15 protein-coding genes are annotated in these 16831 nt (G+C 42.5%); 10 read left to right on the forward strand and 5 right to left on the reverse strand.

Annotated elements, in window-relative coordinates; all coding sequences use genetic code 11:
* Positions 1–27 precede the first annotated feature (27 nt).
* Positions 28–1206: a DNA polymerase III subunit delta' gene (locus HXT48_RS00875; protein WP_064621982.1), complete on the forward strand. Its 1179-nt coding sequence runs from the start codon at positions 28–30 to the stop codon at positions 1204–1206.
* 12 nt (positions 1207–1218) lie between these two features.
* Here the strand turns inward: HXT48_RS00875 and HXT48_RS00880 are convergent, their stop codons facing one another.
* The gene (locus tag HXT48_RS00880) at positions 1219–2298 is read right to left on the reverse strand and encodes a LacI family DNA-binding transcriptional regulator (protein WP_288231320.1); all 1080 of its coding nucleotides are present in this window, start codon (positions 2296–2298) and stop codon (positions 1219–1221) included.
* A gap of 99 nt (positions 2299–2397) precedes the next feature.
* The gene (locus tag HXT48_RS00885) at positions 2398–2664 is read right to left on the reverse strand and encodes an HPr family phosphocarrier protein (protein WP_102155823.1); all 267 of its coding nucleotides are present in this window, start codon (positions 2662–2664) and stop codon (positions 2398–2400) included.
* Positions 2665–2939: 275 nt separating this feature from the next.
* On the opposite strand from HXT48_RS00885, the gene ptsP reads away from it, so the two are divergent.
* From ptsP to HXT48_RS00920, 7 genes are all read left to right on the forward strand, one after another.
* On the forward strand, positions 2940–4598 hold the full coding sequence (gene ptsP / locus HXT48_RS00890) for a phosphoenolpyruvate--protein phosphotransferase (RefSeq protein ID WP_064621580.1): 1659 nt from the start codon (positions 2940–2942) through the stop codon (positions 4596–4598).
* A gap of 104 nt (positions 4599–4702) precedes the next feature.
* Entirely contained in the window at positions 4703–5152 is a 450-nt protein-coding gene (locus tag HXT48_RS00895) for a PTS sugar transporter subunit IIA (protein ID WP_004108034.1), read from the forward strand.
* 63 nt (positions 5153–5215) lie between these two features.
* On the forward strand, positions 5216–5485 hold the full coding sequence (locus HXT48_RS00900; protein ID WP_004104746.1) for a PTS sugar transporter subunit IIB: 270 nt from the start codon (positions 5216–5218) through the stop codon (positions 5483–5485).
* Between the two features lie 116 nt (positions 5486–5601).
* On the forward strand, positions 5602–7134 hold the full coding sequence (locus tag HXT48_RS00905; protein ID WP_012914509.1) for a PTS ascorbate transporter subunit IIC: 1533 nt from the start codon (positions 5602–5604) through the stop codon (positions 7132–7134).
* A 222-nt stretch (positions 7135–7356) separates the two neighbouring features.
* Positions 7357–7908, forward strand: coding sequence for a YbhB/YbcL family Raf kinase inhibitor-like protein (locus HXT48_RS00910; RefSeq protein ID WP_004108030.1), 552 nt, complete (start codon positions 7357–7359; stop codon positions 7906–7908).
* Positions 7909–8019: 111 nt separating this feature from the next.
* Positions 8020–9627, forward strand: a complete 1608-nt coding sequence (locus tag HXT48_RS00915) for a C69 family dipeptidase (RefSeq protein WP_064621578.1) — start codon at positions 8020–8022, stop codon at positions 9625–9627.
* 272 nt (positions 9628–9899) lie between these two features.
* Positions 9900–11417: a formate--tetrahydrofolate ligase gene (locus tag HXT48_RS00920; RefSeq protein ID WP_004108022.1), complete on the forward strand. Its 1518-nt coding sequence runs from the start codon at positions 9900–9902 to the stop codon at positions 11415–11417.
* Positions 11418–11591: 174 nt separating this feature from the next.
* Here HXT48_RS00920 and HXT48_RS00925 read toward each other — a convergent pair whose 3' ends face one another.
* Positions 11592–12437, reverse strand: a complete 846-nt coding sequence (locus HXT48_RS00925) for an alpha/beta hydrolase (protein WP_064621577.1) — start codon at positions 12435–12437, stop codon at positions 11592–11594.
* A 129-nt stretch (positions 12438–12566) separates the two neighbouring features.
* On the opposite strand from HXT48_RS00925, the gene rsmI reads away from it, so the two are divergent.
* Entirely contained in the window at positions 12567–13469 is a 903-nt protein-coding gene (gene rsmI, locus HXT48_RS00930) for a 16S rRNA (cytidine(1402)-2'-O)-methyltransferase (RefSeq protein WP_012914505.1), read from the forward strand.
* A gap of 31 nt (positions 13470–13500) precedes the next feature.
* Here the strand turns inward: rsmI and HXT48_RS00935 are convergent, their stop codons facing one another.
* A complete protein-coding gene (locus tag HXT48_RS00935; RefSeq protein ID WP_012914504.1) occupies positions 13501–13764 on the reverse strand; it encodes a hypothetical protein in 264 nt (87 codons plus the stop codon).
* Positions 13755–14381 carry a hypothetical protein gene (locus tag HXT48_RS00940; protein WP_012914503.1) on the reverse strand — a complete coding sequence of 209 codons (627 nt, stop codon included), beginning with the start codon at positions 14379–14381 and terminating at the stop codon, positions 13755–13757. The genes HXT48_RS00935 and HXT48_RS00940 overlap by 10 nt, the downstream gene beginning before the upstream one ends.
* A 290-nt stretch (positions 14382–14671) precedes the next feature.
* On the opposite strand from HXT48_RS00940, the gene metG reads away from it, so the two are divergent.
* On the forward strand, positions 14672–16543 hold the full coding sequence (gene metG, locus HXT48_RS00945) for a methionine--tRNA ligase (RefSeq protein ID WP_041160534.1): 1872 nt from the start codon (positions 14672–14674) through the stop codon (positions 16541–16543).
* Positions 16544–16831: the final 288 nt, after the last annotated feature.

The following is a 16831-nucleotide window of genomic DNA, read 5'->3' on the forward strand; positions in this document are numbered from 1 at the left end:
TAGAGAAGCTATGCAGGGGGTGAAGCGATGAGTGTGTGGGATAGCGTTATTGGGCAAGAACAGGTAGTTTCGCGATTGCGAAACATTGCTTGTGCGGACGCTAGCAAAATAGCGCAATCTTGGCTGATTTGCGGATCTGCTGGCTTCGGTAGTGCGCAAGTTGCGCGCGCTTTCGCTGCAGCTCTCGAAAGTCCGGATCATGGAGAAGGCAGTGATGGAATTAGTGGCGAAGGTGAGCTTAGTAAAACTGCCAAAGAAGTTTTAGCAGGATCGCATCCTGATGTGCATACGCTTGCAACAAAAGGCGTAACTCTTAGCATTGACGATGTGCGTGAGGCAATTGGGATTTCTGAGCAGATGCCTAGCACTGCTCCTTGGCGAATCATAATTATTGAAGATGTTGACCGAATGTTGGAACGTAGCACGAACGTTCTTCTTAAAGAGATTGAAGAGCCAAGTGAGCATACGATTTGGCTTTTATGCGCTTCAAGTGTTATGGATGTGCTTCCAACAATTCGTTCGCGTACACAACTTGTGCAATTAGCTACTCCAAACGAGCAGTCTATAGCAGAATATCTTACTAAAAAAACGGATGCGGATAATAAGCTAGCGAGTCGTGCAGCCAGGCTTTCTCAAGGAAATATAGCAACTGCTTTTATTTACGCAAGCGATGAGCGTGCTTTAAGTAGGCGAGATGAGCTTGTTGCAGGATTGCTTCGTATGCATGATGCTGCCGACGCAATTATGCTTGCTGCAATGCTTATTGACGATGCAAAAGCACAAGCAGAAGATGAGGTTCAGCGAAATGTTGAGGATCAACAAAAAGAATTTCGCAGAATTAACGGATTAGGCGATGAGGATCGCATTCCGCCCAAATTGCGCGCAAACTACAATGCAATTGGAAAAAAGGATGATGTAAAACGTAAAGTAACTCGTGTAAGCCGTGACGTGTTATGCCGTTCTCTTGACGCAATCGATAGCGTGTATAGAGACGTTTTAGTTGTTATTAACGACGCGCAAAAGTCTTCGCCAATTATAAATCAGGAATACAAGTCTAGAATTGTCCAGTTGGCACAAAGCATGACAGCAAGTAGAGCCTTGGATTGCGTTGACAGTATTGCTACTGCTCGTCGTCGGCTTTCGAGAAATGGTAACGCAACTCTTGTTTTTGAAGCGCTATTTTGCTCACTTTTGCAAAGTCAATAAAATGCAAAAGTATCATATCCTCCACGGAAGTGACATATCGCTTGTGCCTATTCTTGGTGAATTTGTTGATTCGCGTCGCATGATTTCTGGTCTAAACTCCATATGTGCAGGTAACCAATGTTGCTCTGATTTGTTGACAGCGGTTAGGCGGATTGCTTCGCGTGCAATTTGCTGGTACGGAGGACGGATTGAAGAAAGTTTTGGTTCAGATATTTCTGCCTGTCTGCTATCTCCGTAACCTATTACGAGAACATCCTGCGGAACTTGCAAAGAAAGCTCATCTAAAGCTAGAAGTGCTCCAAGTGCGACAGCGTCATTTGCGCAAATAACAGCGTCTGGTTTGCGAGATTGCTTAGCGGTAGAATCAGAAAAAAGCTGCATTGTATCCTTGAATCCACGTTGATAAGTAAGTTCTCCAAAAGTTGTCCAATCTGGCTCAGAAAGTAAACTTAATCGGCTTGCAGCAGTCTGAAAATTGGCAAATAGGTTTGCGCTTTGTGTGGAGTCAACATTTCCACTTAAATAAGCAATATTATGGGCATCGTGATGCGAAAGATGTATTAAAGCAGCTTCCATCATTGATTCTTGATCCATGCCAACCCAATTGACGTGGAATGAAGTAGCAGTGCCACCAATTTGCACAATGGGAAGATTGTCAACGTAGTTTTCAAGTGTTTTTGTTAAATCACTATTGTTAGATGGCATGACAATAAGACTGTCAACATTATGACCGATAAGCTCTTCTATGCGTTCTTCTTGAGCTTCTGCGTCTTTTCCAGTTCCAACAAGAAGTATTTTATCTATTTCATGAGCTGCTTCATCCAATGCAGAAAGCATATTTACACTGAATGAATCATCTACGTTGCTTGTGCCTATTACTACGCCGATTGTATTAGTTGTGTCACTTCTTAATGCGCTTGCTGCATAATTTACTGAATAATTAAGCTGCTCTGCAGCTTTTCTTACGCGTTTTGCAATATCGTCATCTTTGGCTCGTCTACCAGAAAGTACACGAGATACTGTTGCAATTGAAACTTTTGCAAGAGCTGCTACATGAGTTATGGAGGCGTTTTGATTAGTTTGATTTGTCATATTTGCCCCCGAATAAGTGCGGTGCTGTAATTATTGGTAAACAGCACCGCAAATTGAATATTATTTATTTGTCAGTTTATGTACACTTATTTATTTATATTATTCGCCTTTCGTGACTACATCGACAAGATTGTTAGCTACATTTTCAGCGTCTTCACCATCAACGGTAATTGTGATTGAATCTCCTTTAGTAATACCCAATCCCATAATTGAAAGAATGCTATTCGCACTTACAGGGGTACCTTCGCCTTTCGCAATCGTTACAATGCAATTTGAGGACATCGCGGCTTGAGAAAATTCTGACGCTGGGCGAGCATGTATTCCAACTGAGTCTTCAATAGTAACAGTACGAGTTGCAATTGCCATTTTTTCTCCTTTGAATAATAATTAACAAATTCTGCTTTTATTTTTATTTTTCATATAAAAGCAAACCATATTTTTTTCTTAAGGTTTTTTTGTTTGCTATTTTCAACATTAAGTGTAGCATAATTAATTGAAAAATACAGAAAACGTTTTCACTTGTTGTAACAACGTTTTTAATGGTGTATAGTTTCATTAGTAAGAAACGTTTACCTACAAGAAATGCTTATGCGGCGTTGCGGCCGTAATAAAGTTTCTAAACCTAAAGGAGGGTTTTAAGTATGGTAATCACTGGTGTTGGCATTGGGCGCTCGATGGCATATGGTGAAGTATTGTGTATGGCACCTGCTTTGCATGAGCCAGAGGATTCTCCTCGTGCTGTTAGTGTGTTGGCTGAGGATGCAAAAAAGGCTGTTAAAAATGCTTTAAATGAAGTAAATAAAGACCTAAACCATCGTGCAAGTGAGGCTCTTGAAGCAAAGGATGAGGGGACTCGAAAAGCAGCACCAATTATGCAAGCTCTTGCACAGATGGCATCGGATCCAGCGTTAATAAGTGCAATTGAATCTGGTATTGATAAGGGGAAAACAGCGGAACGTGCCACTTGGGAAGGGTTCGCACAATTTGAAGACATGTTGCGTAATCTTGGTGGTTACATGGCTGAGCGTGCAGGAGATTTGCATGATGTTGGCCAGCGTGTTATTGCATCTTTGATTGGTGTTGAAGCTCCTGGGGTGCCGGAAAGTGATTCGCCTTTTGTGCTGGTTGCTAGGGATCTTTCACCTGCTGATACAGCTTCACTTGATTTAAGCAAGGTTCAGGCAATTGTCACTCTTGATGGTGGTCCTACAAGTCACACTGCTATTCTTGCTCGTGCTCGTGGAATTGTTGCTGTTGTTGGAGCACACGATGCCTCTCAGCTGAAGAATCATCAAATTGTTGTAGTAGATGCCGTTAATGGTCATGTTATAAGCAGTCCTAGTGAAGAAGAGATCGCGCATGTTAAAGAGTCTCGTGAGCGTTTAAGCCGCGCTCGTGAATTGCGTGGATTGCCTGGAAGTACAAAAGATGGTCATTTGATTCCTCTTTTGGCAAATGTAGGAAAGCCCTCAGATGCCGTAACTGCTCATGAGTATGGAGCAGAAGGAGTAGGTCTATTCCGAACGGAATTTCTGTTTATTGGTAACGAGCAACCGCCTAGTATAGAAGAACAAACAGAATCTTATACAGAGTTACTATCTCAGTTTGAAGGCAAGAAAGTTGTTATTCGATTGCTTGATGCTGGAGCAGATAAACCGTTACCATTCTTGACTCCTGAAGATGAACCAAATCCTGCCCTCGGACTTCGAGGTTTGCGTACTCTAAGACAGCATATGGATGTTCTAGATGGTCAGCTGGAGGCATTATCTCGTGCTGATGCTGTGACGAATGCTGACTTATGGGTGATGGCTCCAATGGTTTCAGACGAACATGAAGCAGCATATTTTGTAAAACTTGGTAAATCTAAAGGTCTTAAAAAGGTTGGCATTATGGCAGAGGTGCCTTCTATCGCTCTTGTTGCCGAGGAGGTTGCTCAAGTTGCTGATTTTGTATCTATCGGAACGAATGATTTGACGCAATACACTCTTGCAGCAGATAGAACCCTTGGGTCTGTTTCTAATTATCAAACTGCTTGGCACCCTGCAGTGTTGCGCGCGATCAAAATGATTGCAGACGCTGGTAACGCACATGGTATGCCAGTCGGAGTGTGTGGAGAAGCTGCAGCAGATCCAGACTTAGCGATTGTTCTTACAGGTCTCGGTATTAACTCGCTTTCTATGACGTCAGTTGCTTTGGACGATGTTCGAGCAGAACTTGCTCAAACTACATTTGATGAAGCTAAAGCTAAAGCTCATGAGGCTTTAGCTGGAAAGTTCTACCACTCAATCATGCAAGAATAAGCCAAGGGAGTAATTCAAAATATGATCGTTACGAAGAACATTAAAAATTCGATTACCAATCAGAAATAATCAAGAATAATTAACATGCTTAGAAAAGAGAAAATATGAGTGCTGATATTGATGAGCTTCTCCCGGATTCTGCAGTAAACCTTGATATTGCGGCGAAAGATTGGCGTGATGCTATTTGTCTTGCGGGCAATGCTTTGAAGGAGTCTGGCTTTACTACTGATGAATATACGGATCAGATGATTGAAACAGTTGAAAAAATGGGTCCGTATATTGTTATTGCCCCAGGCTTGGCTTTGGCGCATTCGCGCCCGTCGGAAGCAGTGTTAAAAAGTGGTTTGAGCTGGATTCGTTTAAGTACGCCCGTTAAATTTGGTAACACTGCCAACGATCCGGTCTCTTTAGTAATTGGTCTTGCAGGTCACGATGAAAATGAGCATATTGGCGTTATGTCCGCGGTTGCTGCAGCTTTGTCTAATCCTGTGAAGACTAGAGAACTTGCGCAAGCAAAAAACGCTAAAGAAATTCGCGCAATTCTTAAAAGTTAAATACTAAAGAATTAGCTAATTTTGCAAAATTAAAAAAATACAACTCAACGAAAGAGGTTATCTATGAATATTCTATGTGTATGCGGAAACGGCATTGGCACGTCTGTACTTTTAAAAATCAATGTTGAGGCTGCGGCAGCAGACTTAGGTCTTGATGTTACAGTTACTACTTCCGATGCTGGAAGTGCAAAAGGTACTGCCAATATGAATGATCTTGTGCTCACTTCTCCTCAGCTTGCTCCAGAGCTTGAGGGCACTACCACTCCTGTAGAAACAATTGAAAATTTCATGGATGTTGAAGAGGTGAAGGGTGTGCTTGAGCGTTACGCATAAATTATGTGTAACAAATAAACGTTTGATTATGCTGATTACGTGCTTACTGCTTTGGCATAGTCATACTGTTATTTCATGCGCTATTCGCTTTTTCTAAATAAAAAGAAGGAAATAAGATGAACATTGTAGTTCAGGTTTTAAATTTCATAAGTCAGCAGATTTTGAATGTGCCGGCTTATTTGATTGGTATTATTGCAGCAATCGGTCTTATCGCACTCAAGCGTAGTGCAGGACAGGTGATTGCAGGCGGCTTAAAGGCTGCTATGGGTTACCTCATTTTGGGTGCAGGTGCTGGCGTTGTTGTTGGCGCTCTTGCTCCATTTGGTGACTTGGTTTTGAAGTCTACTGGTGCTCATGGTGTTGTACCTACAAATGAGGTTATTACTGCTCAGGCTGCAGGTCAGTACGGTGCTACTTCTGCGTACATTATTGTGCTCAGCTTCGTTCTTATGCTTCTTGCTGCACGCTTTACTCCTCTGAAGTACATATTCTTGACTGGTCACCACATGGTGTTCATGTCTATGCTTTTGGCTCTAGTTCTTTCCGTTGGTTTTGGCGCAAGCAACCAGTTGCTTATTGTTATTGTCGGCTCTGTCATTATGGCAACGGTTATGGTTGTTCTACCAGCTTTTGCGCAGCCTTTTATGAACCGTATTACTGGTAGCGATAAGCTCTCGATTGGTCACTTTAACTCCTTAAGTTACATTGTTTCTGGTGCTGTTGGTGCTGCTGTTGGTAAGAAGTCTAAGTCTACTGAAGATATCAACTTCCCTAAGGGATTGAGCTTCTTGCGTGATTCAATGGTCTCCACGACTTTGTTGATGGTTGTGCTGTATTTGGTATTCGCAGTGTGGGCTTCGGTTGTGTTGCCAGTAAAGGAACTCTTCAAGATTTTCGCGTCTCATCCTACGGACTATAGTGCCTTCTACATGGCGGCTTTTGCTCAGGCTTTGCAATTTGGAATTGGTGTTAGTGTCATCCTCTACGGCGTTCGTATTATTTTAGGTGAATTGGTTCCTGCATTCCAGGGTATTGCTAACAAGGTCGTTCCAGGCGCTCGTCCAGCATTGGATATTCCAATCGTATTCCCATACGGTGCTAATGCTTCTCTTATTGGCTTCTTGTCTTCCTTCGTTGGAGGTCTTGTAGCTCTCGGACTTATTGCAATTTGGATGGGTCCAGCTTGGGGATTGGCATTGATTCTCCCAGGAATGGTGCCTCACTTCTTCGATGGTGGTGGTGCAGGCGTGTTTGGTAATGCAACCGGTGGTCGTCGTGGTGCTATTCTCGGTGGTTTTATTAACGGTTTAATTATTACATTCCTTCCAGCAGTATTGCTTACTGTTATGGGTTCCTTCGGCTTGGCAAACTCCACCTTCGGCGATGCTGACTTTGGTTGGATTGGTACTGTTGTGGGTAACTTCGCTCACCTCGGTGCTGGCGTTGGTGCTATAAGCTTGATTATTGTTGCTGTTATTCTGTTTGCCTTGGCTTGGGTATGGCAGGTTAAGGTTGTTAACACTGGCTGGCTTCCTGCAGTAAAGCATGCTGAGTTCATTGAAGAAATTAAGAAGCAAGAGCGTGCTGCTAAGAAAGCAGCTATGGCAGCTAAGGCTGCTGAAACTCATGAGGAGGCTGTTACAAAATAAATAGAGTACGGTAAAAAATTACATTTTAGTTAATGCGCCCAGTTTAGATTTTTCTGGGCGCACGTTTTATATTGACCGTCAAATTATGCAGTTAGCGTTGTTTCTGTAGTGTTTTTTGCTTGAGCGTCACAATCTGCTTGAACAATTAAATTACGTGAACGTTTGCGTTTATTTGTTACTCGCGCAGTTGATTAGTGTTGTGTAATGGTAGATACTTAAATTATGAATATTTCTACAGATTTCACTACTGTTCCAGACGATTATTCTAAAGCTGCGCCGGAGCAGAATAAAATCAATGGAATTCCAGTAGTTTCGTTTCCATTTTATATAGATAAATTGCCATCTTTCGTGCATTATTTGCATTGGCGTTTTGTTGACGACGACGCAATACCGGTATGCGGTTTTGAGTGGATTCACTGGACTGCTGCAAACGTGCCTGTTGAAGCGTTAATGTTTGATTTTAACGATTCTCACGCTTTGCAAATACCGGAAGATTTTTCTCGCACGATGACTTCTATGATTCCAGAAGCGCTTCAAGGACGTAACTCGCAAGCTAGCAGATTTATTGGTTGCACTGATCCAGCAATTACTATGCGTTACAACGGCCCGCAGCCTCCTGATAAAGATCACGAATACATGTTTGAAGTTTTTGGTACAGAAAAGCCTTTGCCAAACCTTAAACCGGGATTCTATATGAATGAATTGTTGCGTGAAGTAAGAAACGTAACTTCAGGTGTAGATGCTGATGGCATGTTCCTTACTGGTAAAGCCTAAACGCAAGCACGAGGGCAACCAATTAGGTCAGCAGTTAACGCCTAAGCGTTAGAATCAAACAGTAATAAATCTAAAAATAAAATATAAAATCTAAAAACAGAGGATGCAAATATGGCATGCACAACAATTCTTGTTGGTCGAAAAGCAAGCTACGACGGATCTACGCTTATTGCGCGTAACGAAGACTCCGCAAATGGCGAATTTAATCCAAAGCGCTTAGTGGTAGTAAAGCCGGAAGATCAACCTCGCGTTTATAAGTCTGTTCTTAGCCACGTAACAGTTGAGTTGCCGGATAATCCAATGCAATACACAAGCGTGCCAAACGCAGACTTGCGCGAAGGAATTTGGGGAGAAGCTGGCGTTAACGAAGCAAACGTTGCAATGAGCGCAACTGAAACGCTTACATCCAACGAGCGTGTGTTAGGCGCAGATTCAATGGTTGAGCTTCAAAAAGCGCAAGGCAAAGTTGGGGATGCTGACTATAAGCCGGAAGTGCCGGGTGGAATTGGTGAAGAAGACTTCTTAACGCTTGTTTTGCCTTATATTCGTAGCGCTCGCGAAGGTGTTGAGCGTTTGGGCGCATTGCTTGAAAAGTACGGCACTTATGAGATGAATGGCGTTGCATTTTCGGATGTGAACGAGATTTGGTGGTTTGAAACTGTCGGTGGTCATCATTGGATTGCTAAGCGTGTGCCGGATGAAGCTTATGTTGTTATGCCAAACCAGCTTGGAATTGACGAGTTCGATTTAGATGATGCTTTTGATCTTCAAGAAGAGCATATGTGCTCGGCTGATTTGCTTGAATTTATTGAAGAAAATCACTTGGATTTGTCGGTGGAAAACGCTTCTCCGTTTAACCCTCGTGATGCTTTTGGCTCTCATTCGGATGCTGACCACGTGTACAACACTCCTCGCGCATGGTTCATGGAGCGCTTCTTGAATCCGTATGACGAAGTGTGGGATGGTAAAGACGCTGATCATCGTCCGGACAGCAACGATATTCCTTGGGCTCGCCAGCCTGAGCGCAAGGTAACAATTGAAGACGTTAAGTACGTTTTGAGCTCTCACTATCAGGGTACTGAGTATGATCCTTACGGCAAGCTTGGAGATGAGTATACTCGTCATATGCTGCGTCCAATCGGCATTAACCGTCAAAGCGAGCTTGCTGTAATGCAAATCCGCCCTTACATGCCGGAAGCAATGCGTGCAATTCAGTGGATTACTTACGGTTCTAATCCTTTCAATTCTTTGATTCCGTTCTATCCAAACGTAAATCGCACTCCAAAGTATTTGGAAGATACGACTACTCGCGTAACAAGCGAAAACTTCTATTGGGAGAATCGCATTATTGCTGCTCTTGCGGATGCCGCATTTAACGACACTGCAAACGCGATTGAGCGCTACCAAGAAGTTGTCGGTTCCCTTGGTCACGCAATGGTCAAGTCTACGGATGCTGCCGTGGCAGATATTCTTGGCGTTGATTTGGCTGATTACGAGCCAGAACGTGAAGGTGATGAAGGCGAAGATTACGATGATTTAGTTCGCGATCCCGAAGCTATTATTGCCGAGCTTCGCAACGATAAAGTGCGTGAGGCTTTGGCTGAAGCAAATGACGATATGGCGGCAAAGTTGAAGAAAGAAACCGATTCTTTGCTTGACACGGTGCTGTACATCACTAGCATGCGTATGAAGAATGGTTTTAATCGTTCTGATCACTGAAATGCAATTAAATAAGTTTTCTCGTAATTGATATGGAAAAACTTACGAAAATAATTTAATAACTCAGATGCCTTCCTAAGAAATGAACTTTTTATTTCATGTGGAAGGCATTTTTGTTATCTTTTGTTATTTTGCTATAGACGTTGCTAATAGCGCGTATAGATATTGCGTGTGGTGCCTATGCTGCGAACAAACAATCGTATAGTATGAATCATGTAATTAACATTATCCGCATGCATAGTTGTGCCAATATGCCTATGAAAGAGGGGTACATGAGCATTCTTGATTCATACACTACAACATTCGGTTTGGTTAAAAAAATTGATGCCTTTGGGTACTTGGATTATTTAAAGCAACATCCAGAGGAGCCTAGGAAGCGCGGTAAAGTTCTGCTTGTTACTGCTGATACTCCTTTGAAAGCTTCTCGCGGAGAAGGTAAAACGACTACAACTATTGCGTTGGTTGATGCTTTGCGTGAGCGAGGTGTGGACGCAGCTGCAGTTCTTCGTCAGCCAAGCATGGGCATTACAGCTGCTGGTTCTAAAGGTGGTGCAAGTGGTGGCGGTAAGTCTTCGCTTTCTCACCCTGAGTTGATTGACTGGGGTTTGTGTGGTGAAATGGCTGCTATTGCTTGCGCGCAGAATTTGCTTGTGTCGTTTGCGGAAAAAGCAGTCGACGAGGGTGCCCTTGATACTATTTTAGTTCCTCGAGTTAGCGAAGTTCCTTCGCGATCTTTGCGAAGCATTGCTGTTGATTTTGGCAAGGGGACTGTTCCTGAGCGCGTCGTTTTGACGCCAACTTGCGAGCTCATGCAAATCGTAGTGTTGTCGCGCAGTATGGACGAGATTTCTCATCGTGTTTCTTCAATGATTGCTGGCACAAAAGACGGTAAGTCTGTTCAGTTTGGCGAGTTTGTGGATTTGTGGCGAATCACCAATATTCTTGCCGACGCTGTAAAGCCTGCTAAAACTGAGACGATTAATGGTTCTCCAATTTACGTTCATTGTGGCCCGTTTGCGAACGTTTCGCTTGGTATTCCAAGCCTTGTAAGTGTTGAAATGGCTTGCGCTGAGCATGATGTTGTGGTTGTAGAAGCAGGTTATGGTACGGATGCTGGTGCTCAAAAGTGGTTAGATATTGCTGCTCGCGAGTTTGGTGCAAAGTGGCCTGCTGCTGCAGTTGTAGTTACTCGCGCAACTACTTGGCGAGATGACGAAACTTTGGCTTGGCGTTACCCATTCCATGTTTCTCGTTTGGAATCTCTTAATATCCCTACGTTCCCGTTGATTAATTTGTGGGAAGGTGAAGATAATCAAGTTCCTGAATTGTTGGAACAAGCTAAGTCTTTAGGATTCAGAAAGCCGATTGTTGGCAATTTATTCCGCGATGGTGGCGATGGTTTGGCAAATCAGCTGGACGATTTTGTGTCTGCAATAACTGATGATGTTGAAACGAAAGTTCCAGAAAGTAGGCGTGGAAAGACGCTTAGGGAGCGAATTAACTTGCTGTGCGCAGAAGCTTACGGTGTTCCTACTGAGCGTGTGATCGATAAAGCAGGTTTTGCTGATTCATTGAAAGAAGCGCAGAATTTGTGTGCAAATTCTGGAGTTGTTTTCGATGACCTCGCGCTTGTTGCTGTAAAGTCGCCAGCAACTATGACTGACGATGATCATGCACCTGAAGATTCTCGCACTGTGACATTGAAGAAAGTGGAAGTTCACGCTGGAGCTGGAGTTGTGCAAGTAAATCTCACATCTTCACTAACTACTCCAATGCCAAAAATAGTGTGAAATATTAATAGTGTGATTTTCTCTTAAATATTGAGATTAATTAAAATTACTTATTAATAGCAAGTAACAAAACGTCGTCGACATATCAATCATGGTGTGTGGGCGACGTTTTGTTTTTGCTTTGTTTACCAAATGGGTTAAAAAGGGAACAAACGCGGGAGAGTTGAAGTTAAATTACGCAAAAGTGCGATGCAACCAATCGCAAGCAAGCTTAACCCACTGCTGAACTTCTGGCTGAACAAATTCAGTAAGCACATTTCCGTTTTCGTCGCGTTTTGCTGTTTCTTTAACTGCCAAAGCTAAGCCGTGAGGTCCTTTAGGGAACAGGTGCGCTTCAACACTTACTCCAGCTTCAACGCAAGCGTTCACAAACATTATTGAATTTTCTACTGGAACTGTTTGATCAGTAATGGTTTGCCATACAAATACAGGTGGAGTTTTACGATCCACGTGATTTTCCAGCGAAAGTTTATTGACAAGTTCAGTTCGCTCTTCGTCGTTGCTAACTTCTCCAAATAGACGATCGAACGTTGGCTTATGCGCATATTTCCCAGCAGAAATAACAGGATATGCGAGCATAAGAGCATTTGGTCGCACGTCATCAGCAGCATACCCGTTTGCTTCCTCAACTTCGTCGCTAACGCTAGTTGCAAGGTTTGCAGCCACATGCCCTCCAGCGGAGAATCCAATAATTGCAACTTTTTGCGCATCTACGTGCCATTCTTTTGCGTTTTTGCGAATTAAGCTCATCGCTTCTGCTGCTTCTAAAAGCTGAGTTGGGTATGTGCTTGGAGTAAGCGAGTATCGCAACACAAAAGTGTGGAATCCTTCTGCAGCAAACTTCATGGCAACAGGCTCTGCCTCACGATTCGATACGCGCAAGAAGCCACCGCCTGGCAAAATTAGAATTGCAGGACGGTTTTGCAAGCCTTTGCTATCTAAATTATCGTCTAAAATATACCCAATAAGCTGCGCATCGCTTCCATCTATACTTTTTATTTTCTGATTTATAATCTTCATAGTGTCTCTTTTCGTTTCGCTTATATTGCAATTACACTAAGCATAATTCTAATCAAATACCTCGCTTTGTAAGTGCGTTCTTTTATAAATTCGTGTAGAGTTTTAAGAAGTTTTATAAGGAGATTCAAGATGTGTAACGAAGAAGATAGTTTAGGTAAAGTTGTTTTAGCTGCTACGCCTATCGGGAATATGGCAGACGCTTCTGCACGATTAATTAATCTTCTTGAAACTGCTGATATTGTTGCTGCTGAAGACACGCGTAGGCTTTATGATTTAGCGAATCGCCTTGGTGTACATGTTTCTGGTAGCGTAATCGCATATCACGATCATAATGAGCGAAATAAGGCAGATGGTTTGCTAGACAAAGTTGAGCAGGGTAGCACTGTTCTTGTTGTTTCAGACGCAGGTATGCCTACCATTAACGACCCGGGTCTTGCTGTTGTTCGACGTGCAATAGAGCGAGATTTGCCTGTTACTTGCGCGCCTGGTCCTAGTGCAGTTTTAGATGCGCTTGCTCTTTCTGGATTGCCGACTGATCGCTTCTGTTATGAAGGCTTTTTGCCTCGTAAATCTGGTGAGCGTCAACAGCATTTGCGCTCACTTAAAGCCGAGCGACGAACAATAGTATTTTATGAGGCTCCACATCGTATTGCAGAAGCAATGGAAGACATATTGGCAGTGCTTGGTTCTAATCGTCCAATGGCGTTATGCCGTGAACTTACAAAAGATTTTGAGGAAATTCGTCGTGGAACTGTGCAAAGTATTCACGATGGTGTTTTAGCGGATCCTCCTCGAGGTGAAATAGTTTTAGTTATCGGTGGTGCAAGTGACGAAGAAGTACAGTCTGAAAGCACAGATTTAAGCATTGATGCTCTTGCAAAGCTTTCGCTTGAATGTGCAGAATCCGAAGGTTTGCGCATAAAAGAAGCAATTACAAAAGTAGTAAAAGAGCATCCGTTTGCTGACGGATCTTTTGCTAATCGTAAGCAAGTTTATGCGTCTTGTCTTGAGCATAAACCTAATCAGAAATAAGATTTCTGCTTTTGCTACTATTTTTTGCTTTCTATTCATTGCTGTCATACGCAGAAAATAGCACTTCAAAACTGTAACGAACGTCAGGTCCACCTTGTTGAGAAATATATTCTAAAATTTGCGCGTCTGCTGAAGGGTTTGCAATAATCCATTTTCGAAGTTCCGGTATTTTTTGCGCGATGTACCATAGCACTTCCGTTTTTGTTGCAGGGTCGATAGCAACAGATGGCGTGAGTATTATAGGTGGTTTTGGAGGGCTGTTTGTTTTAGTTGCATAAGAGTTCTTCATTTCCATGGTTTGTTTGCTTCTTTCGCAATGTTTCGTATCCAATTTCTTGCATGTATTGAGCCTGGGAAATATGGGTTTCCGTCAATAGTACGTTTGCATTTTCGCAAGTCAATGCTGTATTTAGATATCAATAGGTGAGCAATATCTTTTCTATAAGGTTCGTGCTCTTCGTTTTCGCTTGGAGTGTACGCTAAATCGCAAATTGTTCGTTCTGGCGTTGTTATTCTAATTTTTCCAAGTATTACGTATTCTTCATTGTTTAAGTGTCTTCGAAATGCGCGAATCGCATGACCGTGCGGCTTTTTTCTTCTGTGCCCATAATCAATAACATCTATATTTTCAGGAAAATGACCTCCTATCCAAACCCATGCTGCAGTAAATAAACAGGCTATGCTTTCTGTAGGCATAAGATTGCTCACAATATTGCTTCTTCCTTGAGTGGAAATAGCTGCCTTATTTGAATATCCTGCATTTAAATCAAGCCTATTGAATACACCAATTTGAGAAAGTTTTTTCATGCACATTGGACCTGGTAAATGGTTGTCGTCAAGTAATTCTGGGAATTGCGTTTGTGTTTCTTCGCAAATATCCAATAAATTGCGCATATTTTGTTGGTTTTTCAATTTTCTTTAATCCTTTCTTTTTGCATATTTATTTTTCAGCGCGATTATTTACGATTCGTATTGTGCATATTGTTGTTTTTTTAGTGCATGTTTTCTAGTGCATTAGTTTCGTAGTGCATAAGTTGAGATTATGTTTATATTTGCTTCAATTCCAGGCTGGTTTTATAACTTGTGGATATGTGGATGAACTCGTGTGAGGCTTGTTATCCAGCGTGTTTTTCTCGTATATTTGGGATTCTTTTTGCAATGTTCTTATGTACTGTCCGCGTTGAACAAGATAATAATTGTCTATGAGTCATATTTTGGTGAATGTTGCTTGGCCGTATGCTAACGGCCCTCGTCATATTGGTCACGTCGCAGGCTTCGGGGTCCCATCAGACGTATATGCGCGTTACGAGCGCATGAAAGGTAATGACGTATTAATGGTGTCTGGCACGGATGAGCACGGTACACCTATTTTGGTTGAAGCAGATAAGGAAGGTGTTTCTGCACAAGAGCTTGCTAATCGTTATAATCGTGTGATTACTAAGGATTTGTGCGATTTAGGTTTGAGCTACGATTTGTTCACGCGTACTACCACTGCAAATCACGAGCATGTTGTGCAAGAAATGTTCCGTCAGTGCTTAAAGAACGGCTATATTTACAAGGGCACTCAGAAGGTTGCTATTTCTCCTTCCACTGGTCGTACTTTGCCAGATCGTTATATTGAAGGCACATGCCCATTGTGTGGCGCAGATGGTGCTCGTGGCGATCAATGTGATGCTTGTGGAAACGAGCTTGATCCGGATGAGCTTATTAATCCAGTTTCTAAAATTAATGGTGAAACTCCGCGCTTTGAAGAAACTGAACATTATTTCCTAGATTTGCCTGCTTTGGCTGAAGCGAATGTTAACTGGCTTCATTCTCGCGAAGGTTGGCGCACGAATGTTATTAATTTCTCGCTTGGATTATTTAATGAAGTAAAGCCGCGAGCTATTACGCGCGATATTGATTGGGGCATTCCTGTTCCTGTTGAAGGATGGATTGATAATCCAAATAAGCGTTTATATGTTTGGTTTGATGCTGTTATTGGCTACTTGTCTGCATCTATTGAATGGGCTCGTCGACAAGGCAAGCCAGAGGCTTGGCGTGATTGGTGGTGTGATCCTAAGTCTCCTGGATACTACTTCATGGGCAAAGATAACATTACTTTCCATTCTCAGATTTGGCCTTCGGAAATGCTTGCCTACAACGGTGCTGGTTCTAAAGGTGGTGAGGCTGGCATTTATGGCCCATTGAACATGCCTGAACAGGTTGTTGCTTCTGAGTTCATGACTATGGAAGGCAAGAAGTTCAGCTCTTCGCGCGGAATCGTGATTTATGTGAAGGATATTTTGGCACGTTACCCTGTAGATGCTGTGCGTTACTACATTTCTATTGCGGGTCCAGAAAATTCTGATGCTGATTTTACTTGGGCTGAGTTTGCTCGTCACAATAACGAAGAACTTGCTGCAAGCTGGGGTAATCTTGTCAATCGTGTGGCAAATCTTATTAATAAGAACTTTGGTGTAATTCCTCCTCTTGATGAAGATTCTATGACTGCAATGGATCGCGCTCTTCTCGATCAAACTTCTGATGCTTTTGCTTTGGTTGGTAGTTTGATTGAGCGTCATCGTCAGAAGAATGCTCTTACTGAAGCAATGCGAGTAGTTGCGGATATTAATAAATATATTTCTGCAACTGAGCCTTGGAAAATTAAAGATGATGAGGCTCGCCTTGGTACTGTGTTGCATGTTGCAGCTCAGGCTGTTTCGGATGCTAATCATCTGCTTGCGCCATTCTTGCCTCATGCAGCTCAAAAAGTTTGGGAAGCACTTGGTGGCACTGGCGTATTCTCGCCTTTGCCTCATATTGAAGAAGTTGAAGATTTGGATAATCCAGACTTCAAGTATCCGATTATTACGGGCGATTATCGCTTGGGGGAAACTGTTCATCCTTGGGAGAGTGAGGAGTTGGTAGCAGGTACGCCTGTGCCTAAGCCAAGTCCTATTTTTGCCAAGATTTCAAAAGAAGCAGTTGAGGAGGAGCTTGAGCGTTTTGCATCTGCTTTGTCCGAGCGTCAGCGTGTCGAAGCGGAAAGACTTGCTGCAGCAAAAAAATCTTTGGAAAATAGTGAGAAATAGGTTGAAATTCTCAATAAATAAATTGTAAAATTAAAGAACATAGCAAATGGTTCTCTAAAAGAAAATATTTTAAGGAAATTTTAAGGAAAAACTCTTTTCTTTGGACGAATGTTTAGCTATACTAACATATGTTAATGGTTCGCCATTAGCGAGGTTCGTTTTCGAACCCCATAATTGAAACCTTCTTCTCTCTTTCTCTCTGCCCCGGCGGGTTTCTCTTCCCGCCGGGCTTCTTTTTAATTTGTGAAAAAAAGTAAAACAAAAAATAAAAGCGCAAACTGCAAAAGC

Origin of the sequence: Gardnerella sp. KA00127 (genome assembly GCF_049244125.1) — a bacterium.
GTDB lineage: Bacteria > Actinomycetota > Actinomycetes > Actinomycetales > Bifidobacteriaceae > Bifidobacterium > Bifidobacterium swidsinskii.